The sequence below is a fragment of the Dellaglioa sp. CoH-55-MRSF-9 genome, assembly GCF_056782155.1.
The window spans coordinates 23112-42645 of record NZ_JBXAYG010000003.1; the positions used below are offsets into that span (position 1 = coordinate 23112).

Genomic DNA, 19534 nt, shown 5'->3' on the forward strand with positions numbered 1-19534 from the left:
CCTATGTTAGTACCTAAACGTACAAAATTCCGTCGTGAATTCCGTGGTAAAATGCGTGGGGAAGCTAAAGGTGGCAAAGAAGTCGCTTTTGGAGAATTCGGTTTACAGGCTCTTGAATCATCATGGATCACTAACCGTCAAATCGAAGCTTCTCGTGTCGCTATTAACCGTCATATGAAACGTGGTGGGAAAGTATGGATTAAAATTTTCCCTCATAAATCATATACTGCAAAAGCAATTGGTGTTCGAATGGGTTCTGGTAAAGGTGCTCCTGAAGGATGGGTAGCTCCAGTTAAACGTGGAAAGATCATGTTTGAAGTTGCCGGTGTTCCCGAAGAAGTTGCTCGCGAAGCTTTACGCTTAGCATCAAACAAACTTCCAGTGAGAACTAAAATTGTAAAACGTGAGGAAGTAGGTGGCGAATCACATGAAGGCTAAGGAAATTAATGAATTAACCACTGCTGAAATGATTACCAAAGAACAAGAATTTAAAGATGAATTGTTTAACTTACGCTTCCAATTAGCTACCGGTCAATTAGAAAATACCGCACGCTTAAGTGAAGTACGTAAAACAATTGCTCGTATTAAAACGGCATTACGCCAACAAGAATTAAACAAGTAGATTACGAAAGGGAGGCCATTTACGCATGAGTGAAACTCGTAACCAACGTAAAGTCTATCAAGGACGCGTTGTATCCGACAAAATGGATAAAACGATTAGTGTTCTTATCGAAACATACAAGACACACAAAACCTACGGTAAACGTGTGACTTATTCTAAAAAATTCTATGCACATGATGAAAATAACGAAGCAAAAATCGGCGATATCGTTCAAATTATGGAAACTCGTCCGTTGTCAGCAACTAAGAGATTCCGTTTATTAGATATCGTTGAAAAAGCAGTTATTGCTTAAGCATAATTGCCATTCGTATTTCTAATTTGCTATCGAAAGGAGGACACTTACTGTGATACAAACAGAAAGTCGTTTAAAAATTGCCGACAATTCAGGCGCAAAAGAAATCTTAACTATTAAAGTTTTAGGTGGATCAAAGCGTAAAACTGCTAATATCGGTGACGTTATTGTTGCTACTGTTAAACATGCAACACCAGGTGGTGTTGTCAAAAAAGGTGAAGTTGTTAAAGCTGTAATCGTACGTACAAAATCAGGTGCTCATCGCGCTGACGGTTCATACATCAAATTTGATGAAAATGCTGCCGTTATCATCCAAGATGATAAAAGCCCTAAAGGTACACGTATCTTTGGACCTGTTGCACGTGAATTACGTGATAACAATTTCATGAAGATTGTTTCTTTAGCACCCGAAGTATTATAAGAAATCCATCGGAAAACAAGGAGGTGCGCTAAATGTTCGTCAAAACTGGTGATAAAGTTCAATTAATTGCAGGTAAAGATAAAGGTAAACAAGGTACTGTTACTAAAGTTTTCCTTAAAGATGACCGTGTGATTGTTGAAGGCATGAATATTGCAAAAAAACATCAAAAACCTAGTAACTCGAATCCACAAGGTGGCATCGTGGATATAGAAGCACCAATTCACGTTTCAAACGTGATGCTTATCGACCCATCTACAAACGAACCAACTCGTGTTGGCTTCAAAGTTGTAGACGGCAAGAAAGTTAGAGTTTCTAAAAAATCAGGTGAAACTGTTAAATAGACCTACTGAAAGGAGGACACTTTCTTCATGACTAACCGTTTAAAAGAAAAGTTCACTAATGAAATTACACCATCTATGATGGAAAAATTTAACTACACATCAATTATGCAAACACCTCAAGTTGATAAAATTGTTATCAACATGGGTGTTGGTGATGCTGTTACTAATGCTAAAAATTTAGATAAAGCTGTTGAAGAATTAGCTTTAATCGCTGGTCAAAAACCTTTGGTTACAAAAGCTAAAAAATCAATTGCTGGCTTCCGTTTACGTGAAGGTATGCCAATCGGTGCTAAAGTTACTTTACGTGGCGAACGCATGTACGATTTCTTAGATAAATTAGTTTCAGTTTCATTACCTCGTGTGCGTGATTTCCGTGGCGTTAGCAAAAAAGCCTTTGATGGCCGTGGTAACTATACTTTAGGTGTTCGCGAACAATTAATTTTCCCAGAAATCGATTTTGATGATGTGGATAAAGTTCGTGGAATGGATATCGTTATTGTTACAACTGCTAATACTGATGAGGAATCAAAAGAATTACTCACACAATTAGGTATGCCGTTTTCTAAATAATAAGGAGGTTACAAAGCTTTGGCTAAAAAATCATTAATTGCAAAGAACAAACGTCCAGCAAAATTCTCTACACAAGCTTATACACGTTGCGAACGTTGTGGTCGCCCACATTCTGTTTATCGTAAATTTAAATTATGCCGTATTTGTCTTCGTGACCTTGCTCACAAAGGCCAAATTCCTGGTATGAAAAAAGCTAGCTGGTAAATCTAAAAGACAAGTTAAAGGAGGGTAAACTCAATGGTCATGACTGATCCGATCGCAGACTTTTTAACTCGTATCCGTAATGCAAACATGGTACGGCATGAGTCTTTAGAAGTGCCTGCTTCAAAAATCAAACGTGATATCGCTGAAATCCTTAAAAATGAAGGTTTCGTACGTGATATCGAATACATCGATGATGACAAACAAGGTATTATCCGTGTATTTTTAAAATTTGGAAAAGACAACGAACGTGTAATCTCTGGTATTAAACGTATCTCAAAACCAGGATTACGTACGTACGTTCAAGCTGATGCAGTTCCTAAAGTATTAAATGGTTTAGGAATCGCAGTTATCTCAACATCAGAAGGTGTGATGACAGATAAAGATGCACGCGCCAAACAAATTGGTGGCGAAGTCTTAGCATACATCTGGTAATCAATTAATTCGTAAGGAGGTGTCACTCGCGTGAGTCGTATAGGTTATAAAGAAATCGTTCTTCCTGCTGGTGTAGAAGTTACACAAGAAGGTCAAATGGTTACAGTAAAAGGCCCCAAAGGTGAATTAACTCGTAAGTTCTCTAGTGCTATTACAATGCATGTTGAAGGTCTTTCAGTTAAATTTACTCGTGAAAGTGACGATAAAAGCACTCGTGCCTTACATGGTACAATGCGTGCCAACGTAAACAACATGGTTCTTGGTGTTACAGAAGGTTTCAAAAAAGAACTTGAGTTGATTGGTGTTGGTTATCGTGCACAATTACAAGGGAAAAAATTAGTATTAAATGTTGGTTATTCACATCCAGTGGATTTTGAAGAACGCGAAAACTTAACTGTTGAAGTTCCTGCAAATACAAGTATTATTATTTCAGGTATCAGTAAACAAGAAGTTGGCGATCTTGCCGCAGAAATTCGTGCCGTTCGTCCTCCAGAACCTTATAAAGGTAAAGGAATTCGTTACGTTGGCGAATATGTTCGTCGTAAAGAAGGTAAAACAGGTAAATAATGCTGCTTAGCATTGCTTACTTTGTTTTTGAATAAAATCAAGAGGTGAAAATTGTGATTACAAAACCAGATAGAAATAAAACACGTTCAAAACGTCATTTACGTGTTCGTGGCAAGATTTCTGGAACTGCAGAGTGCCCACGCTTAAACGTATTCCGTTCTAATAACCACATCTACGCTCAAGTAATTGATGACGTAGCGGGTGTAACGCTAGCAAGTGCCTCAACAATTGATAGTGAAGTAACTGGCGACAGTAAAGTAGCAAAAGCTACTGCTGTTGGCGCATTAGTTGCTAAACGTGCTAATGACAAAGGTATCAAAGCTGTTGTTTTTGATCGTGGCGGATACTTATACCATGGACGCGTTGCTGCTTTAGCTGAAGCAGCTCGTGAAAATGGATTAGAATTCTAAGAAAGGGAGGAAATAGTTTATGACTTTCATTGATCCAACTCATTTAGATTTAGAAGATCGTGTTGTTGCGATTAACCGTGTTACTAAAGTTGTAAAAGGTGGACGTCGTCTACGTTTTGCTGCATTAGTTATTGTCGGTGATCACAATGGTCATGTAGGCTTCGGTACAGGTAAAGCTCAAGAAGTTCCTGAAGCAATCCGTAAAGCAGTTGAAGATGCTAAAAAGAACTTGATTGAAGTACCTATGGTCGGTACGACACTTCCTCACGAAGTTCTCGGTCAATACAGTGGTGGACGCATTATGCTTAAACCAGCTGTTGAAGGTTCTGGAGTTGCCGCTGGTGGTTCAGTTCGTGCCGTTATGGAACTTGCTGGAGTAGCAGATGTAACAAGTAAATCATTAGGCTCAAATACACCAATCAACGTTGTTCGCGCAACAATGGATGGTTTAAAGAAAATGAAGAGTGCTGAAGAAGTTGCTGCATTACGTGGCGTTTCTATTCAACACTTAGCTGACTAGGAGGACTAAAACATGACAGATTTAAAAATTACATTAAAACGCAGTGTCATCGGACGTCCTCAAAATCAACGCGAAATCGTTAAAGCTTTCGGTTTACACCGTATTAGCAGCTCTGTTATTCGTCCTAATGACGCAGTAACACGAGGCGTTATCGCCAAGATTTCTCATTTAGTGGACGTTGAAGAAGTTAAATAACATCAACATCTTGTTTGCAGTTTAAAATAAGGAGGTGCCAACCCTATGAAATTACATGAATTAAAACCAAGTGAAGGTTCTCGCTCAGTACGTAACCGTGTCGGACGTGGAACATCTTCAGGTAATGGTAAAACTTCTGGACGTGGTCAAAAAGGCCAAAAAGCCCGTAGTAAAGTACGTTTAGGTTTTGAAGGTGGACAAATGCCTTTATTCCGTCGTATGCCAAAACGTGGATTTAATAACTTCAACCGTAAAGAATATGCAGTTGTCAATTTAGATAGCTTAAACAAATTCGAAAACGGTGCTGAAGTAACACCAGCATTACTTGTTGAATCAGGTATTGTTAAGAACGAAAAATCAGGAATTAAAATTTTAGCTTCCGGCGAACTTAACAAGAAATTATCTGTTAAAGCAGGTAAATTCTCAGCTGCTGCTAAAGAAGCTATTGAAGCTGCCGGTGGTCAAACAGAGGTGATCTAATGCTTAAAGTGATGAAAAATGCATTAGCTGTGAAAGAAATCCGTCAAAAGATTTTTTTCACTTTATGCGTTTTAATTGTCTTTCGCTTAGGTACTTTTATAACAGTTCCTGGAATTAACCATGCTGCAATTGCTAGTGCAACAAGTAGTAACTTAGTTAGTCTTCTTAACACTTTTAGTGGTGGTGGATTAACTAATTACTCAATTTTCGCAATGGGGGTTTCACCCTACATTACAGCTCAAATTGTTATTCAATTACTACAAATGGACATTGTTCCTCGTTTTGTAGAATGGAGTAAGCAAGGTGAAGTTGGTCGTCGTAAATTGAATCAAGCTACACGTTACCTAACAATTGTCTTAGCATTTGTTCAATCTGTAGGTATCACCGCAGGGTTAGACTCATTAAGTAGTTTAGGTTTGGTTAACAATCCAAGTACGCAAACATATGTTGTTTTGGGCGTTATTTTAACAGCCGGAACAATGTTTACGACTTGGTTAGGTGATATGATTACTGAACGTGGTATTGGGAATGGTGTTTCCATGTTAATCATGGCAGGTATCGTTTCTCGTATTCCAGGTGGTATTAAACAGATTTTCAATGAACAAATTTTCCAAGCTGATAAAGGTGATCTTTGGGGGGGCATCTTGTTCATAGTTATCTTGCTCGTTATTATTTTTGCAATCGTAACTTTTGTAACATATGTTCAACAAGCTAACTATAAGATTCCAATTCAATACACAAGACGTGTTGCTGGTGCGACAGATAGTTCATATCTGCCACTTAAGGTAAACGTTGCGGGTGTTATCCCCGTTATTTTTGCGAGTTCGTTCATTGCAACACCCCAAACTGTGCTTTTGGCATTCCAAAGCTCACAAGGGGACACGACTTGGTATAAAGTATTAAGTCAAGTTTTCAACATGCAAACAACATACGGAGCCATCCTATATACCGTATTGATTGTCTTGTTCACATTCTTCTACGCTTTCGTACAGGTAAATCCTGAGAAACTCTCAGAGAATTTACAAAAACAAGGAAGTTATATTCCAAGTGTTTGGCCTGGTAAAGCAACAGAAAAATATGTTTCAAAATTATTAATGCGTTTAAGTACTGTTGGTTCATTATTCTTAGGATTTGTTGCTTTAATTCCATTATTAGCATCAAGTTTGTTCGGATTAGATGAATCAGTTGGTTTGGGTGGTACTAGTCTGTTGATTGTCGTTGGGGTTGCTCTTGAAACTATTCGTCAATTAGAGGGTATGATGATGAAACGTAAGTACGTCGGATTCATTAGATAATCGATAAAAAACAAATTTTAAACTGAGAATTAGGTTAGGCTGATGCCTAACCATTTCTCATATTAGGAGGATATTCATGACTAAAATGAACCTGATGTTAATGGGTTTACCTGGTGCAGGTAAGGGAACACAAGCTGAAAAGATTGTCGACGCTTTCCACATCGCTCATATCTCTACGGGAGACATCTTCCGTGCAGCAATGAAAAATGAAACACCAATGGGACTTGAAGCTAAAAAGTATATCGATCGTGGTGACCTTGTTCCTGATGAAGTCACAAATGGCATTGTCAAAGAACGATTAGCTGAAGATGATATTCAAGATGGCTACATGCTTGATGGGTTTCCAAGAAATATGGCACAAGCTGTTGCCTTGGACGAAATCGGTAAGGACCTTGGAAAACCTCTTAACGCAGTCATTGACATTCATGTTGATCCTGAATCTCTAATCGAACGTTTAACTGGTCGTTACATTTGTCGTAATTGTGGAGCTACATATCACAAAATCTTCAACCCCACAAAGGTTGAAGGAACATGTGATCGCTGTGGGCAACATGAATTTTATCAACGTGAAGATGACAAACTTGAAACGGTTAAAAATCGTTTAGAAGTTAACATCAAAATGAATACACCGTTATTAGATTTTTACGAACAACGTCATCTATTGTATACAGTAGATGGTAACCGCGATATTGAAGATGTATTTGCAGATATTGAAACGATTTTAAACAATCTCAAGTAATCTGAGTATTCCGCTGCAAAGTAATTGTGCCGGAGTGGCTAACTTGCATCTGAGATAGCGGTATGATAGAATAATTCCGGTTTATCTTTTCAGGAGGATATTTGTAATAATATCCTGATAAGAACGGGTGAGAGTGTCTAATTCTCGCCATTTTTACATGTAAAGTTAAAACACGATTTTAAGGAGGTACATTTACGTGGCGAAAGAAGAAGTAATTGAGATTGAGGGTACGGTCCGTGAAACGTTACCCAATGCGACTTTTCGAGTTGTACTTGAAAATGATCATGAAATTTTAGCTCATGTCTCTGGTAAAATTCGTAAGAATTATATTCGTATTTTACCTGGTGATAAAGTGACGGTTGAAATGTCTCCTTACGATTTAAGTAAGGGTCGTATTACTTATCGCTTTAAATAGATTGTACTTCAAAAACTTTTAGGAGGTATAATTCAATGAAAGTAAGACCATCAGTAAAACCAATGTGTGAACATTGTAAAGTTATCAAGCGCAAAGGTCGAGTTATGATCATTTGTAGCGCAAATCCAAAACATAAACAACGTCAAGGATAATAAAAATTAGGAGGTGTAATTGTTATGGCTCGTATTGCAGGTATTGATATTCCACGTGATAAAAGAATCGTGGTAGCATTAACTTACATTTATGGAATCGGTAATACAACTGCTGCTAAGATCTTGGTAGAAGCAGAAGTATCAGAAGATATTAGAACTCGTGATTTAACAACTGACCAAGAGGATGCAATCCGTAAAGTTGTTGATCAATTTAAAATTGAAGGTGACTTACGTCGCGAAATCAGTTTAAACATTAAACGTCTCCAAGAAATTGGAACGTACCGAGGCATGCGTCATCGTCGTGGTTTACCAGTTCGTGGACAAAACACGAAAAACAACGCTCGTACACGTAAAGGCCCAGCTACATCAATTGCAGGCCGCAAGAAATAATTACTAGATTAAGGAGGTAATACTATTTATGGCAACTAAGAAAGTTTCTCGCAAACGCCGTGTTAAAAAACATATTGAAGCCGGTGTTGCACATATTCATTCTACTTTTAACAATACACTTGTTATGATTACTGATGTTAACGGTAACGCTGTTGCATGGTCATCAGCTGGTGCATTAGGTTTTAGAGGTAGTCGTAAATCTACACCATTCGCAGCACAAATGGCAGCAGAAGCTGCAGCTAAAGGCTCAATGGAAAATGGTATGAAGACTGTTGAAGTAGCAGTTAAAGGACCTGGTTCTGGCCGTGAAGCCGCAATCCGTGCTTTACAAACTACTGGTCTTGAAGTAACAGCAATTCGCGATGTTACTCCAGTGCCTCATAATGGATGTCGTCCTCCAAAACGCCGTCGTGTTTAACGTGGATTAATATTCATTACGGAGTTGAACTTCATAATGTTTTCACTAGATTACACGTTACGTTTTGAAAGGGGTAAAGATAAGAATGATTGAATTTGAAAAACCAAATATTCATAAGATAGATGAAAGTCCTAACTATGGTAAATTTGTTGTAGAACCACTTGAACGCGGTTATGGTACGACATTAGGTAATTCACTTCGTCGGATTCTATTATCTTCCTTACCAGGCGCATCTATTACTAATATTCAAATTGATGGTGTTTTACATGAGTTTTCAACTATTGAAGGCGTATTGGAAGATGTTACTCAAATTATCTTGAATATTAAGAAAGTTGCTTTGAAGTTAGCTGCTGATGAAGACCAATCCATCGAAATTGATGTGAAAGGTCCCGCAGAGGTTACTGCCGGTGACATCATTGTAAACAGTGATGTTGAAGTATTAAATCCCGACTTGTACATTTGTACAGTCGCAGAAGGTGCATCTTTTCATGTTCGCATGAACGCTAGCAATGGTCGTGGATACGTATCTGCTGATCAAAACAAAGCGGAAGATATGCCAATTGGCGTATTACCAATTGACTCCATTTATACCCCAATCGAACGTGTGAACTACCAAGTAGAAAAAACACGTGTTGGTCAAAAAGATGATTATGACAAATTGACACTTGATGTTTGGACTAATGGTTCAATTACACCAAGCGAAGCCATTAGTTTGTCGGCTAAAATTTTAACTGAGCATTTGACTTTATTTGTTGATTTAACCGATGAAGCTAAAAATGCTGAAATTATGGTTGAAAAAGAAGAAACACATAAAGAAAAAATGCTCGAAATGACGATTGAAGAACTTGATTTATCAGTTCGTTCATACAATTGTTTGAAACGTGCTGGAATCAACACGGTTCAAGAATTAACGAATAAATCCGAAGCTGACATGATGAAAGTCCGTAACTTGGGCCGTAAATCATTGGAAGAAGTTAAAGCTAAATTAGCTGCGCTTGATTTATCATTACGTCATGATGACTAATATTATATAGAGGGAGGGAAACTATTCATGAGTTACCGCAAATTAGGACGTACAAGTTCTCAACGTAAAGCAATGTTACGTGATTTAACAACAAGTCTTATTATCAACGAACGAATTGTGACTACTGAAGCTCGCGCTAAAGAAGTACGCAAATCTGCCGATAAAATGATTTCTTTAGGTAAACGTGGTGATTTAGCTTCACGTCGTCGTGCTGCTGCTTTCGTAAGAAACACAGTTGCTGACGTGAAAGAAGATGGTGACGATGTCACTGTTCAATCAGCATTACAAAAATTATTTTCTGATGTAGCTCCTCGTTACGCTGAACGTAATGGTGGATACACTAGAACTATGAAAACAATGCCTCGTCGTGGCGATGCCGCACAAATGGTTATTATTGAATTAGTATAATTCGTTAACAGATAATTTTTCACTTTGATTGATGATTAAAAACAAACGTTATGATGATGGAGTAATCTTAGTCTAGTTTGAAGGTTCTTCACATTTGTGATTTGCCGGTCATCCTTCATAGTGATTTTTTATTGTCTAATGAGGTCTGAAAAAAGGGTTCTGAACACATTTTAATAATGTGTTCAGAACCCTTTTTTTATGTGCTAAAACCTAGTATGATAATAGTATTCTTAATCTGTTTAGGGGGTAATGTGATGGCACAAAGTTCAATACAACTTTACCGTTATGATAGTAAATATTTATCGGAAATAACGACATTATTCAACCAAACAATTCAAGAGATTAACCGACAAGATTATTCACAACTAGAAATTAATGAGTGGGTGCAGAATAATCCAGATCTGAGTGCATGGCATAAACGATTAAGTGAATCATTTACGCTACTTGCCATCAAAGATTTAAAGGTCATAGGATTTGGTAACCTTGAAGTAACAGGACATATTGATATGCTGTACGTAGAGAGTTCTATGATTCGACAGCATATCGGAGCGCTTATTTTAACAGAATTAACAAATTACCAAAGGAATGAATTACAAATAAATGTACAAACGGTAGAGGCTTCAATAACTGCTGTCTCTTTTTTTGAACATTATGGGTTTAAAATTATAAAAAGATAAGATAATTATCGACATCAACAAAATCTAGTTAATTATCAAATGGTGAGAGAAATTTAGCTTAAAATGCAGTTCTTAGCGCAATATAAAAAGGTGTGACTAAATGGCTGTTTATTGTTAATTAAGAGCTTAAAAGTACAAAAAATGCATTTTAGATGTATGTTGTATAGATAGGACAACTATAAAGAGTAAAAGTATAAATACACTGAGTTCATTTTGGCCTGTGATATAATGCAAAACGTAAGTTATCTTGTGAATTGTGAGGACAGTAACAATGACTGAATTAATTAAAGTTGATCATTTAAATTATCAATATGAAGCACAAAAAGAAATGAGTGAAATGGCACTTAAAGATGTGTCCTTTACGATTGAAAAAGGTGACTGGGTTGCAATTATTGGTCATAACGGTAGTGGGAAAAGTACATTATCTAAAAATATTAATGGCTTGCTAGCACCTCAATCAGGTGAAATCACAGTAGATGGCCTTATTTTATCACCAGAAACGGTCTGGGATATTCGTCGTAAGATTGGCATCGTTTTTCAAAACCCAGATAACCAGTTTGTGGGAGCAACTGTTGAAGATGACGTTGCATTTGGACTTGAAAACAATGGAATAGAACGTAAAGAAATGCAAGAACGAGTCAGAGACGCGCTTGAACGTGTAGATATGTGGGAGTTTGCGGCCAAGGAACCTGCTAGACTATCTGGGGGACAGAAACAACGTGTCGCAATCGCTGGAATTGTCGCTCTAAGGCCAGAAGTTATCATCTTGGATGAATCAACTAGCATGTTGGATCCAGAAGGTCGTGACGAAGTTTTGAGCCTAATACATCAACTCAAAGAAGAACGTGGGCTAACAATTATTTCAATCACGCATGATATTAATGAAGCGGCAAGTGCTGACAAAATTATGGTTATGGACAAAGGCGAGCTGGTAAAAGAAGGCACACCTGCTGAAATTTTTGCACTTGGTGAACAATTAGTAGATATGGGATTAGATATTCCATATCCAGAACGCTTAAAAGTCGCGCTTAAAAAACGTCATTTTGACATTCCGGACGACTATATGACAGAGGAAGGTATGGTAGATTGGTTATGGCAATTAAATTCAACGAAGTAGCCTTTACCTACCAAAAAGGGACACCTTTTGAAAGTCGGGCGCTACATAATATCAATCTTGAAATTGAGGACGGCTCATTTACAGCAATTGTTGGACATACAGGTTCTGGTAAATCGACCCTATTGCAACATTTAAATGGCCTATTAAAACCAACTGAAGGTAAAATTACAATTGGGAATCAAATCATTACACCAGAAACGGCCAATAAAACGTTAAACGATTTACGAAAACAAGTTGGCATCGTTTTTCAATTTCCAGAAGCACAATTGTTTGAAGAAACGGTTATTAAAGATGTGGCATTTGCGCCAAAAAACTTTGGTAAAACAGATGAAGAAGCTGAGAAAATAGCGACAAAAATGTTGAAGTTAGTTGGATTACCAGAGAATATCTATCAGCAATCACCATTTGACCTCTCTGGTGGTCAAATGCGTCGCGTAGCAATCGCTGGAATTCTGGCTATGGAACCTAAAATCTTGGTTTTAGACGAACCCACAGCAGGATTAGATCCTAAAGGTCGCGTTGATATGATGGCAATGTTCGAAGAACTTCATCGTGAACAAAATTTGACGATTATTCTCGTAACGCATCAGATGGATGATGTGGCAAATTATGCGAATCACGCTATTATCATGTCAAAAGGAACGATTATTAAATCGGGCACACCAAGAGAAGTTTTTGCTGATCCAGAGTTCTTATTAAGTAACCATTTGAACGTGCCAACAACAACGTTATTTTCAAAAAAATTAATTGAAAAAGGCTTTGAATTCAAGGAGATGCCTTTAACAGAGAATGAATTAGCCGACGACCTCGTCACGCTGCTAAGCCAAAATGGAGGTCATGACGCTAATGAATAAGTTGATTTTTGGACGTTACATAGCGGGTGATTCACTCGTTCACCGCATGGATCCGCGTGCTAAATTAGTTTTGAGTTTTTATTTTGTTGGAATAATCTTTATGGCAAATAATTGGCAAAGTTTTTCTATGCTTTTAGTTTTTACGTTAGGATGTATTTTAGCGTCAAAAATTAATATGAGTTTCTTTTTAAAAGGTGTCCGGCCATTAATTTGGCTGATTATCTTTACGGTTGCTTTGCAAATGCTATTTTCAAGTGGTGGCCAAATGTACTGGCATTGGGGGATTTTTAAAATTTCTCAATTTGGTGTGACAAATGGATTATATATTTTTTGCCGATTTATTTTAATTATTTTTATGTCAACATTATTGACGTTGTCAACGGCACCACTCCAACTAGCAGATGCGATTGAATCTTTATTAAAACCACTTAAAGCAATCAAATTTCCAGTTTATGAAATTGCGTTAATGTTATCAATCGCGTTACGTTTTGTCCCTACATTAATGGATGAGACAGAAAAAATTATGAACGCTCAACGAGCTCGAGGTGTGAACTTTGGTCAAGGGTCGCTAATTAAACAAATGCAATCAATTATCCCGTTGTTAATTCCGCTATTTGTAAGTTCGTTCAATCGTGCCGAAGATTTAGCGATTGCCATGGAATCTCGTGGTTACCAGGGTGGAGAAGGTCGAACAAAGTATCGTATTTTAAAATGGCGGACGGCTGATACGTTAGCTTTTGTTTTATTCGCTATCGTTACCGTTGCATTAGTCTACCTCAAAAATTAAGGATGAATAAATATGTCAGTACGTTTTAAAATTACCGTTGCTTATGATGGCGCAGCTTTTGCAGGGTTTCAGAGGCAGCCAAACCAACGGACGGTTGAATCTGTCTTAGAAAAAGCAGTAACAATTATGAGTAAATCAGAAGTACCAGTTAGAATTTATGGTTCAGGCCGAACAGATGCTGGCGTTCATGCCTTAGGACAGGTTTTTCATTTTGACTTCATGCATGAAATTCCGGAAACTAGCATGATGAGAGCATTGAACAGTTTATTGCCACTGGATGTTCAAGTTAAAAAAGCCGAACTTGTCAGTGATGATTTTCATTCACGCTATAGTACGCATGGTAAACGATATATGTATCGTGTTTCTCAAGGTGAATTTACCGACCCATTTAAACGCTTCTACACGGGTCATTATAAATACAAGATAGATATCGCCAAAATTGAAGAAGCATTACCTGATTTAGTTGGCGAACATGATTTTTCTAGTTTCGTGGCGGCAGGTAGCCAGGTTACAGATCACGTTCGGACGATTTATGAGGCAACCGTGAGAGAAGATAAAGAAAACCATGAAATTATTTTTGAATTTTATGGAAATGGCTTTCTGTACAATATGGTCCGAATTTTAGTCGCTACACTCCTAGAAATAGGGAACGGCCGGCGTCCGGTTCATGATATTTTACGGTTATATGAAGTAAAGGATCGACAACAAGCTCGAGAAACAGCTCCGGCGAGTGGATTATATTTAAAAAAGGTTTATTATCCGGACGAATTAGGGTAATATAGAAGTTATTGACAATATGAATACTAAGGCAATTTTAAATCTGAAAAGGTGTTATTTATTTGTGGGATGCCCATAAATTAGATTGACAAATTGACTTTTAATAGTTAATATTATAAATGGTATTGTTTGCCCCACTGATAGGCCCCGGAAACTTATTTGAGTGTCAAACAAACAACATGAAAAAACGGAGGAAACAATCGTGCGTACAACTTATTTAGCAAAAAAAGGCGAAATAGAACGTAAATGGTATGTTATTGATGCAACTGATATTTCTTTAGGTCGCTTATCAACTGTCGTTGCTTCTATCTTACGCGGTAAAAACAAACCAACATTCACACCTAATGTGGATACTGGTGATAACGTTATTGTTATCAATGCAGAAAAGGTTGGTTTAACTGGTCACAAAGCTGACAGAAAATTATACCAACATCATACAGATCATCCAGGTGGTTTAAAAACTCGTACTGCTGGTGATTTCCGTGCCAACGATCCTGAAAAATTGATTGCTTTCTCTGTTAAAGGTATGCTTCCAAAAGGTACTCTTGGTAAAGAACAAGCATTGAAATTACACGTATATCGTGGTGCAGAACATGATCAACAAGCACAACAACCAGAAACTTTAGATATTACAAACTTAATTTAAGGAGGCAATTGAAATGGCTCAAGTCGTATATTCAGGAACAGGTCGTCGTAAAAACTCAGTAGCTCGCGTACGTTTAGTACCAGGTACTGGTAAAATTACTATCAACAACAAAGCAATTGAAGATTACATTCCATTTGCTAACTTACGTGAAGTAGTCTTACAACCATTTAACGCTACAGAAACATTAGGTAGTTATGATGTTTTAGTTAACGCTAATGGTGGTGGCTTCTCAGGTCAAGCTGGCGCAGTTCGCCATGGTATTGCTCGCGCATTACTTACAGTAGATCCAGATTTCCGTGCAGCTCTTAAATCTGCAGGATTACTTACTCGTGATCCTCGTATGAAAGAACGTAAGAAACCAGGTCTTAAGAAAGCTCGTAAAGCAAGCCAATTCTCAAAACGTTAATATATATTTATATCGATATTTTGAAGCACTTCACAAAGCAATTTGTGAGGTGTTTTTTTTGGTATATTGCAGTTGTCACTGGTGAATATTTTTGGTTCTATTGCAACTATTGTTGGTGAATATATTATGGAGGGTGTTGTCACTTTGTGACAACGCCTTTTTTATGTACATAATCCTCATTACAAAGAAAATGTGTTTCCTAAAATTACTGAAATCGTAGGCATTACGTTTAATATGTTTCAATTCATTGTTAGTTTCTTAAAGTTGGCCACTAGAATAACGTAGTAGCCTAATAGAGATGCCCGCCATCCGTAGCTAACAATTTGATTATGTTGAGAACTCTGCAGGGGTGTCAGGCATTTTTGAAGGTAATCTAAAGTACCATAAACTCCGATGACTGCTGGATTAAGGAGTGCTTTCAGCAAATTTCATATTTAGTAAAACCTTAGTATTATTTGTCATAGGAGACTCTTTTTAGTGTCATACAAAAAAATCTGTTGCCAGTGATAGATTTTTCTATCACTGGCAACAGATATTGTAGACCTTCTATTTATATATATATTAACTTTGGCTGTAAACCGCGGTCACTGAGTTACTACTTGACCAAACAACAATCAGATTCTGCTTGTTCGTTTCTTCACCAGTATTAACACCATATTCGTGACTAGTCCCTTTGGGATAGAACATGACGGACCAATTAATAGAAACATCACTTGCATTACTTAAGCTGGCGGTTAAGATATTATTAGCAACTTCAAATTTCGTCGCATGCAGCCCATTCTGATCTTTTAAGCCAGCTTTATTTAATGTAAACGAAGATGATGACACTAGACTATCTTTAGTAATATTTAACGGCTGAACATCATCAAGTGGTAAGTCGCGTCCCCGTGCTTCTAACTTCACAATTTGCCACTGACCGACGATACTGCTGTAATCACTGACTTGAATTTGATCTAAATTCATCTGTTTTGGTTGATTTACTTCTTTGGCAGGCGTCTTTTTAATCGTATTTACTTTTTTTGACGACTGCGCTTTTTTCTTATCTGACACGGATTCTTTTTTTGGTTGATTTACTTCTTTAGTATGCGTCTTTTTAGTTGTATCTGCTTTTTTTGACGACTGCGCCTTTTTCTTATCTGACACGGATACTTGTTTTGGCTGACTTGTTTGCTCAGACTGTGACTTTTGTTGCCCACACGCTGTTAATAAAGCAACCATTACGATACTAGTCATTACAAGTAAAGGCTTCTTCATCTCAATTCCTCCTTACAATAACGAATTAGTGTTTACGACGGCGCGTTCCTGCAAGTCCAAAGAGACTAACGGCACCAACAAGAGCTGCACCAATCACTGAAACGACTGACGAATTAGTTTCGTCAGTTTGTGGTAATACCGAAGCACCTAATATTTTAGCGTTATTGATTTCTGAATGATCAGCAGCTTTAAGACGTGATGTTGATGTATTATTGCTTGGTGCAACAATACCATTGTTGTCAGTCGTGTCTTTAGCTGTTTCACTACCTTTAGCAACAACAGAACCAGTTACGTTACCTTTATCTGAACCATTGTCTGAACCTGTTACATGACCAGTATGTGAACCAGAATCGTTATCAGTACCAGTTGATGGTTTGTCAACATTGTTCAAAGCATCTTCGATGTCTTTTTCATGTTGTAATTTAGCTAATGCAGCTTGTGCATCGTCTAAAGCTTTCTTAGATGCATCAGCGATTGCTTGTAACTTCGCATATTGTGCATCGTCAGCAACGGAAGCAGCTTGTGCATCTTCGGCAGCTTTAACAGCCTCGTCGTATGCTTTTTTAGCAGCTTCAACAGCTTTTGTTGCGTCAACTAAGTTAGCTTCAGCATTCTTTAAGTCATCTAAATGATTTGTTTTTTCGCCAAGTGCGTCTTGACCAGCTTTTAAAGCTGCTTGAGCGGCACTTAATTTAGCAGTTGCATCTTTTAATGCAGTTTTAGCAGTAACTAATTTAGCATTAGCTGCGTCTAAAGTCATGTGTTTTTGAGCTTGTGTTGTTTTAGTTGTAGCTAAGGCAGCTTGTGCATCTTTTAAAGCTTGTTGTTTTTGAGGCATTGATGCATTTAAATCATCAACAACTGTTTGTGCATTTTTAACAGCTACAGTAGCAGTTTTAACATCGTTTTGTGCTTTAGTTAAGGCTGTGTGTGCTGTTGCTTGTTTTGTTTTAGCAGTTGCTAAAGCAGTTTTAGCTGTAGCTAAGGCTTGGTTAGCTTTAACTGTTTGTGATTTAGCTGCTGCAAGAGCTGCATCAGCAGTTTTTGAAGTTGCTGTTTTAGCAGTAACGTCGCTTGCTAATTTATCAATTTGAGCTTGACTGACAGTTCCAGATTCAACAGGTGTAGTGCTAAATTTAGAAGCGTCGTTAACATCATAGTCATCAACAAAGTTAAAGAAACTTGTTAAGAAGATATTACCGTTAGATTGTTTAAATTGACCGAAGCCAAGACCGAACCATGTGTTATTGGCAGGTGTATATGTTGCCATAATGCCAGCAACACTTACGGCATGGCCCCATTCACCCCCATTGAATAAGAAGGCATTCATTGAATCATAGATAGATTTCTTGAAAGCATCAAGACTAAGATTCCAACCATTTTCAGATGATTTATCGAAGATAGTATTCATATCTTGTTGTGTTAAGTATGTTAATCCCATACCGTTAGCAATGCTGTTGTTTAATGCATTGTCATGACCATCATCAGGATCGTTATTCTTAGATGTATAAGCATCGCCGATTGATTGACCTAATTTTTTAGAACCTTCTGAGACTTCAACTTGTGTGCTACCAAAACGGTCACGCACTTCATTTAATAATTGTTTAGCATATTCATTTAAGTCATCAAGATATTTGTTTAAATCTGATTGGTTGTTAATATGAACAGTTTTATCTTGGTCATTTGAAATGTAGCCGCCATTTAATGCCCATTCTTTTTCAGTTGCAGCTGTTAAACTGTCAATGACATCTTGATAATTAGCGTCAGCTGATGAAGCATCTGAATAAGCCTTTAAGGCATTAATGTAGTCTTGGCTTAAGTTGATGTGATTTTGGTTAGCTTGATGATTACCTTGTTGTTTCTTAGCATCATCTAATGCTTTTTGAGCAGTATCTTTAGCTTTTTGAGCAGCGTCAGCTTTAGCTTTAGCATCATTTTGTTGTTTGTTAGCATCAGTTACGCCAGTTTGAGCGTTATTAACATTGTTTTGTGCGTCAGCAATATTCTTGTCAGCTTGGTCAGCACCTTTTTGAGCATTGTCTTCAGTTGTTTGAGCTTGATCCAAGTTATCTTTGGCATTGCTTAAATTCTTGTCGGCTTCGGCTGAACCTTTGCCATCAAGGTTATTTTGAGCATTATCAACGTTTTCTTGAGCTTTATCAGCATCTTTATCAGATTGGTCAGCACCTTTTTGGGCTTCATCAACGCCAGTTTGAGCATTATCGACATCTGTTTTACCTTTATCAACATCTGTTTTAGCGTTATCAACGTCTTGACCTAATTGGTTATTTGTTTTGTCTTGTTCGTCAACTGCATCTTGAGCGTTATTGATAGATTCATCAGTTGCGTTATCAGCAGTATTTTGCGCATTTTGTTGATTATCAACAGCACTGTTTAAATCTTCTTGTGATTGATTAGCATTTTCTTCAGTTTGACCAGCATTGTCTTTAGAAGCATCGGCTGTGTCTTTAGAAGTATCAGCAGCACTTTGATCTTTGTCAGCTGTATCTTTGGCATTATCAACGTCAGTTTGAGCGTCTTTAATATCGTCATCTAATTTTTGACTGTTAGATTGAACTGTTTGAGTATGAGTTGTTTCAGTTGAGTCGGGTGTAGTTGTTGCAGCGTTTGCCGTTGTTGTAGCACCAACGACAGTAACTCCAGCGATTAATGCACTTGATAATAAAGTAATGTTTGATTTTTTCATAATATAAAATATCCTCCCAATAAATTAATAATTATTTAGCAACCTGTTCAAATTTTAACCCCTCTAATAAAAATCCGAAGCCCATCATTTGTGAACCAGTTACGGAATTAAGTGTAAATGTTTTTTTATCTTTGTCTAAACTAGCTTTCATTGTATAATCATCAAATTTCATGGTAAGTTTACCGTCTTCAATTTCATAAGTACCTTGGTCTGACTTTTTATCAGTTTCAACTTTAGTCACAGTGTTTCCTTTAAACTTCAACTCAAATTTGGAACCACCCATGTCGGAAATATAGCTTCCATCCATCTTATTTGAATTGCCCATCATAAACATAGCCACAATAATAACTATAGCTACTATACTGACACCGGTAATAATATTTGCTTTTTTTGACATTTTTTCTCCATTTTTAT

31 protein-coding genes are annotated in these 19534 nt (G+C 37.3%); 28 read left to right on the top strand and 3 right to left on the bottom strand.

Translation table 11 applies throughout. The features are described 5' to 3' along the window. Nucleotides 1–3: 3 nt before the first annotated feature. The 28 genes from rplP (at nucleotide 4) to rpsI (ending at nucleotide 15159) form a co-directional block, all read left to right on the top strand. On the top strand, nucleotides 4–438 hold the full coding sequence (rplP, locus tag AC1RPV_RS03815; protein WP_057974635.1) for a 50S ribosomal protein L16: 435 nt from the start codon (nucleotides 4–6) through the stop codon (nucleotides 436–438). After that, nucleotides 428–622, top strand: a complete 195-nt coding sequence (rpmC, locus tag AC1RPV_RS03820; protein ID WP_057974634.1) for a 50S ribosomal protein L29 — start codon at nucleotides 428–430, stop codon at nucleotides 620–622. Before rplP ends, rpmC begins: the two co-directional genes overlap by 11 nt. A 25-nt stretch (nucleotides 623–647) precedes the next feature. Beyond that, entirely contained in the window at nucleotides 648–914 is a 267-nt protein-coding gene (gene rpsQ, locus AC1RPV_RS03825) for a 30S ribosomal protein S17 (protein ID WP_057974633.1), read from the top strand. Nucleotides 915–966: 52 nt separating this feature from the next. Next, nucleotides 967–1335, top strand: a complete 369-nt coding sequence (rplN, locus tag AC1RPV_RS03830; protein ID WP_409022023.1) for a 50S ribosomal protein L14 — start codon at nucleotides 967–969, stop codon at nucleotides 1333–1335. Nucleotides 1336–1367: 32 nt separating this feature from the next. Next, nucleotides 1368–1676 carry a 50S ribosomal protein L24 gene (gene rplX / locus AC1RPV_RS03835; protein ID WP_409022024.1) on the top strand — a complete coding sequence of 103 codons (309 nt, stop codon included), beginning with the start codon at nucleotides 1368–1370 and terminating at the stop codon, nucleotides 1674–1676. A 27-nt stretch (nucleotides 1677–1703) separates the two neighbouring features. Next, nucleotides 1704–2246 (top strand): 50S ribosomal protein L5, encoded by a 543-nt coding sequence (gene rplE, locus AC1RPV_RS03840; RefSeq protein ID WP_409022025.1) that lies wholly within the window; start codon nucleotides 1704–1706, stop codon nucleotides 2244–2246. An 18-nt stretch (nucleotides 2247–2264) separates the two neighbouring features. Then, nucleotides 2265–2450, top strand: coding sequence for a type Z 30S ribosomal protein S14 (locus tag AC1RPV_RS03845; RefSeq protein ID WP_057974629.1), 186 nt, complete (start codon nucleotides 2265–2267; stop codon nucleotides 2448–2450). 33 nt (nucleotides 2451–2483) lie between these two features. After that, complete coding sequence (rpsH, locus tag AC1RPV_RS03850; RefSeq protein WP_057974628.1) at nucleotides 2484–2882, top strand: 30S ribosomal protein S8; 399 nt, start codon at nucleotides 2484–2486, stop codon at nucleotides 2880–2882. A 30-nt stretch (nucleotides 2883–2912) separates the two neighbouring features. Continuing rightward, complete coding sequence (rplF, locus tag AC1RPV_RS03855) at nucleotides 2913–3449, top strand: 50S ribosomal protein L6 (protein WP_481761615.1); 537 nt, start codon at nucleotides 2913–2915, stop codon at nucleotides 3447–3449. A 53-nt stretch (nucleotides 3450–3502) separates the two neighbouring features. After that, the gene (gene rplR, locus AC1RPV_RS03860) at nucleotides 3503–3859 is read left to right on the top strand and encodes a 50S ribosomal protein L18 (RefSeq protein WP_462298812.1); all 357 of its coding nucleotides are present in this window, start codon (nucleotides 3503–3505) and stop codon (nucleotides 3857–3859) included. A 19-nt stretch (nucleotides 3860–3878) separates the two neighbouring features. Then, nucleotides 3879–4379, top strand: coding sequence for a 30S ribosomal protein S5 (gene rpsE / locus AC1RPV_RS03865; protein WP_409022028.1), 501 nt, complete (start codon nucleotides 3879–3881; stop codon nucleotides 4377–4379). 12 nt (nucleotides 4380–4391) lie between these two features. After that, nucleotides 4392–4574 (top strand): 50S ribosomal protein L30, encoded by a 183-nt coding sequence (gene rpmD, locus AC1RPV_RS03870; RefSeq protein ID WP_057974624.1) that lies wholly within the window; start codon nucleotides 4392–4394, stop codon nucleotides 4572–4574. Nucleotides 4575–4619: 45 nt separating this feature from the next. Then, nucleotides 4620–5054, top strand: a complete 435-nt coding sequence (rplO, locus tag AC1RPV_RS03875) for a 50S ribosomal protein L15 (protein WP_409022029.1) — start codon at nucleotides 4620–4622, stop codon at nucleotides 5052–5054. Beyond that, on the top strand, nucleotides 5054–6349 hold the full coding sequence (gene secY, locus AC1RPV_RS03880; RefSeq protein ID WP_409022030.1) for a preprotein translocase subunit SecY: 1296 nt from the start codon (nucleotides 5054–5056) through the stop codon (nucleotides 6347–6349). The genes rplO and secY overlap by 1 nt, the downstream gene beginning before the upstream one ends. Before the next feature lie 76 nt (nucleotides 6350–6425). After that, nucleotides 6426–7088 (top strand): adenylate kinase, encoded by a 663-nt coding sequence (locus tag AC1RPV_RS03885; protein WP_481761614.1) that lies wholly within the window; start codon nucleotides 6426–6428, stop codon nucleotides 7086–7088. 196 nt (nucleotides 7089–7284) lie between these two features. After that, complete coding sequence (gene infA / locus AC1RPV_RS03890; RefSeq protein WP_057974621.1) at nucleotides 7285–7503, top strand: translation initiation factor IF-1; 219 nt, start codon at nucleotides 7285–7287, stop codon at nucleotides 7501–7503. 35 nt (nucleotides 7504–7538) lie between these two features. Continuing rightward, nucleotides 7539–7655 (top strand): 50S ribosomal protein L36, encoded by a 117-nt coding sequence (rpmJ, locus tag AC1RPV_RS03895; RefSeq protein ID WP_057756760.1) that lies wholly within the window; start codon nucleotides 7539–7541, stop codon nucleotides 7653–7655. Between the two features lie 24 nt (nucleotides 7656–7679). Further along, complete coding sequence (rpsM, locus tag AC1RPV_RS03900; RefSeq protein ID WP_057974620.1) at nucleotides 7680–8045, top strand: 30S ribosomal protein S13; 366 nt, start codon at nucleotides 7680–7682, stop codon at nucleotides 8043–8045. A 28-nt stretch (nucleotides 8046–8073) separates the two neighbouring features. Further along, nucleotides 8074–8463, top strand: coding sequence for a 30S ribosomal protein S11 (gene rpsK, locus AC1RPV_RS03905; RefSeq protein WP_057974619.1), 390 nt, complete (start codon nucleotides 8074–8076; stop codon nucleotides 8461–8463). An 85-nt stretch (nucleotides 8464–8548) separates the two neighbouring features. Further along, nucleotides 8549–9487, top strand: a complete 939-nt coding sequence (locus AC1RPV_RS03910) for a DNA-directed RNA polymerase subunit alpha (RefSeq protein ID WP_409022032.1) — start codon at nucleotides 8549–8551, stop codon at nucleotides 9485–9487. A 27-nt stretch (nucleotides 9488–9514) separates the two neighbouring features. Then, nucleotides 9515–9895: a 50S ribosomal protein L17 gene (gene rplQ / locus AC1RPV_RS03915; RefSeq protein ID WP_057974617.1), complete on the top strand. Its 381-nt coding sequence runs from the start codon at nucleotides 9515–9517 to the stop codon at nucleotides 9893–9895. A gap of 254 nt (nucleotides 9896–10149) precedes the next feature. Continuing rightward, a complete protein-coding gene (locus AC1RPV_RS03920) occupies nucleotides 10150–10572 on the top strand; it encodes a GNAT family N-acetyltransferase (RefSeq protein WP_481761613.1) in 423 nt (140 codons plus the stop codon). A gap of 271 nt (nucleotides 10573–10843) precedes the next feature. After that, on the top strand, nucleotides 10844–11689 hold the full coding sequence (locus tag AC1RPV_RS03925) for an energy-coupling factor ABC transporter ATP-binding protein (protein WP_481761612.1): 846 nt from the start codon (nucleotides 10844–10846) through the stop codon (nucleotides 11687–11689). Further along, on the top strand, nucleotides 11665–12543 hold the full coding sequence (locus AC1RPV_RS03930) for an energy-coupling factor ABC transporter ATP-binding protein (RefSeq protein ID WP_481761611.1): 879 nt from the start codon (nucleotides 11665–11667) through the stop codon (nucleotides 12541–12543). Before AC1RPV_RS03925 ends, AC1RPV_RS03930 begins: the two co-directional genes overlap by 25 nt. After that, nucleotides 12527–13330, top strand: a complete 804-nt coding sequence (locus AC1RPV_RS03935) for an energy-coupling factor transporter transmembrane component T family protein (RefSeq protein ID WP_481761610.1) — start codon at nucleotides 12527–12529, stop codon at nucleotides 13328–13330. The genes AC1RPV_RS03930 and AC1RPV_RS03935 overlap by 17 nt, the downstream gene beginning before the upstream one ends. Nucleotides 13331–13342: 12 nt before the next feature. Then, entirely contained in the window at nucleotides 13343–14107 is a 765-nt protein-coding gene (truA, locus tag AC1RPV_RS03940; RefSeq protein WP_409022037.1) for a tRNA pseudouridine(38-40) synthase TruA, read from the top strand. 202 nt (nucleotides 14108–14309) lie between these two features. Then, entirely contained in the window at nucleotides 14310–14753 is a 444-nt protein-coding gene (rplM, locus tag AC1RPV_RS03945; RefSeq protein ID WP_057974611.1) for a 50S ribosomal protein L13, read from the top strand. A 13-nt stretch (nucleotides 14754–14766) separates the two neighbouring features. Continuing rightward, complete coding sequence (gene rpsI, locus AC1RPV_RS03950) at nucleotides 14767–15159, top strand: 30S ribosomal protein S9 (protein WP_409022038.1); 393 nt, start codon at nucleotides 14767–14769, stop codon at nucleotides 15157–15159. Between the two features lie 561 nt (nucleotides 15160–15720). On the opposite strand, the gene AC1RPV_RS03955 is transcribed toward rpsI, so the two are convergent. Genes AC1RPV_RS03955 through AC1RPV_RS03965 form a run of 3 tightly spaced genes read right to left on the bottom strand, consistent with a single transcriptional unit; the run spans nucleotide 15721 to nucleotide 19517 of the window. Continuing rightward, complete coding sequence (locus tag AC1RPV_RS03955) at nucleotides 15721–16413, bottom strand: DUF6287 domain-containing protein (protein WP_481761609.1); 693 nt, start codon at nucleotides 16411–16413, stop codon at nucleotides 15721–15723. A 25-nt stretch (nucleotides 16414–16438) separates the two neighbouring features. Then, the gene (locus AC1RPV_RS03960; protein WP_481761608.1) at nucleotides 16439–19120 is read right to left on the bottom strand and encodes an SEC10/PgrA surface exclusion domain-containing protein; all 2682 of its coding nucleotides are present in this window, start codon (nucleotides 19118–19120) and stop codon (nucleotides 16439–16441) included. A gap of 31 nt (nucleotides 19121–19151) precedes the next feature. After that, nucleotides 19152–19517, bottom strand: coding sequence for a hypothetical protein (locus tag AC1RPV_RS03965; protein ID WP_481761607.1), 366 nt, complete (start codon nucleotides 19515–19517; stop codon nucleotides 19152–19154). Nucleotides 19518–19534: the final 17 nt, after the last annotated feature.

What these genes read in the sequence shown, in the direction of transcription:
- rplP (WP_057974635.1), top strand. Translation starts at nt 4, where the DNA reads ATGTTAGTACCTAAACGTACAAAATTCCGTCGTGAATTCCGTGGTAAA.
- rpmC (WP_057974634.1), top strand. Translation starts at nt 428, where the DNA reads ATGAAGGCTAAGGAAATTAATGAATTAACCACTGCTGAAATGATTACC.
- rpsQ (WP_057974633.1), top strand. Translation starts at nt 648, where the DNA reads ATGAGTGAAACTCGTAACCAACGTAAAGTCTATCAAGGACGCGTTGTA.
- rplX (WP_409022024.1), top strand. Translation starts at nt 1,368, where the DNA reads ATGTTCGTCAAAACTGGTGATAAAGTTCAATTAATTGCAGGTAAAGAT.
- rplE (WP_409022025.1), top strand. Translation starts at nt 1,704, where the DNA reads ATGACTAACCGTTTAAAAGAAAAGTTCACTAATGAAATTACACCATCT.
- rpsH (WP_057974628.1), top strand. Translation starts at nt 2,484, where the DNA reads ATGGTCATGACTGATCCGATCGCAGACTTTTTAACTCGTATCCGTAAT.
- rpsE (WP_409022028.1), top strand. Translation starts at nt 3,879, where the DNA reads ATGACTTTCATTGATCCAACTCATTTAGATTTAGAAGATCGTGTTGTT.
- rpmD (WP_057974624.1), top strand. Translation starts at nt 4,392, where the DNA reads ATGACAGATTTAAAAATTACATTAAAACGCAGTGTCATCGGACGTCCT.
- rplO (WP_409022029.1), top strand. Translation starts at nt 4,620, where the DNA reads ATGAAATTACATGAATTAAAACCAAGTGAAGGTTCTCGCTCAGTACGT.
- secY (WP_409022030.1), top strand. Translation starts at nt 5,054, where the DNA reads ATGCTTAAAGTGATGAAAAATGCATTAGCTGTGAAAGAAATCCGTCAA.
- AC1RPV_RS03885 (WP_481761614.1), top strand. Translation starts at nt 6,426, where the DNA reads ATGACTAAAATGAACCTGATGTTAATGGGTTTACCTGGTGCAGGTAAG.
- rpmJ (WP_057756760.1), top strand. Translation starts at nt 7,539, where the DNA reads ATGAAAGTAAGACCATCAGTAAAACCAATGTGTGAACATTGTAAAGTT.
- rpsM (WP_057974620.1), top strand. Translation starts at nt 7,680, where the DNA reads ATGGCTCGTATTGCAGGTATTGATATTCCACGTGATAAAAGAATCGTG.
- rpsK (WP_057974619.1), top strand. Translation starts at nt 8,074, where the DNA reads ATGGCAACTAAGAAAGTTTCTCGCAAACGCCGTGTTAAAAAACATATT.
- AC1RPV_RS03910 (WP_409022032.1), top strand. Translation starts at nt 8,549, where the DNA reads ATGATTGAATTTGAAAAACCAAATATTCATAAGATAGATGAAAGTCCT.
- rplQ (WP_057974617.1), top strand. Translation starts at nt 9,515, where the DNA reads ATGAGTTACCGCAAATTAGGACGTACAAGTTCTCAACGTAAAGCAATG.
- AC1RPV_RS03920 (WP_481761613.1), top strand. Translation starts at nt 10,150, where the DNA reads ATGGCACAAAGTTCAATACAACTTTACCGTTATGATAGTAAATATTTA.
- AC1RPV_RS03925 (WP_481761612.1), top strand. Translation starts at nt 10,844, where the DNA reads ATGACTGAATTAATTAAAGTTGATCATTTAAATTATCAATATGAAGCA.
- AC1RPV_RS03930 (WP_481761611.1), top strand. Translation starts at nt 11,665, where the DNA reads ATGGCAATTAAATTCAACGAAGTAGCCTTTACCTACCAAAAAGGGACA.
- AC1RPV_RS03935 (WP_481761610.1), top strand. Translation starts at nt 12,527, where the DNA reads ATGACGCTAATGAATAAGTTGATTTTTGGACGTTACATAGCGGGTGAT.
- truA (WP_409022037.1), top strand. Translation starts at nt 13,343, where the DNA reads ATGTCAGTACGTTTTAAAATTACCGTTGCTTATGATGGCGCAGCTTTT.
- rpsI (WP_409022038.1), top strand. Translation starts at nt 14,767, where the DNA reads ATGGCTCAAGTCGTATATTCAGGAACAGGTCGTCGTAAAAACTCAGTA.
- AC1RPV_RS03955 (WP_481761609.1), bottom strand. Translation starts at nt 16,413, where the DNA reads ATGAAGAAGCCTTTACTTGTAATGACTAGTATCGTAATGGTTGCTTTA.
- AC1RPV_RS03960 (WP_481761608.1), bottom strand. Translation starts at nt 19,120, where the DNA reads ATGAAAAAATCAAACATTACTTTATTATCAAGTGCATTAATCGCTGGA.
- AC1RPV_RS03965 (WP_481761607.1), bottom strand. Translation starts at nt 19,517, where the DNA reads ATGTCAAAAAAAGCAAATATTATTACCGGTGTCAGTATAGTAGCTATA.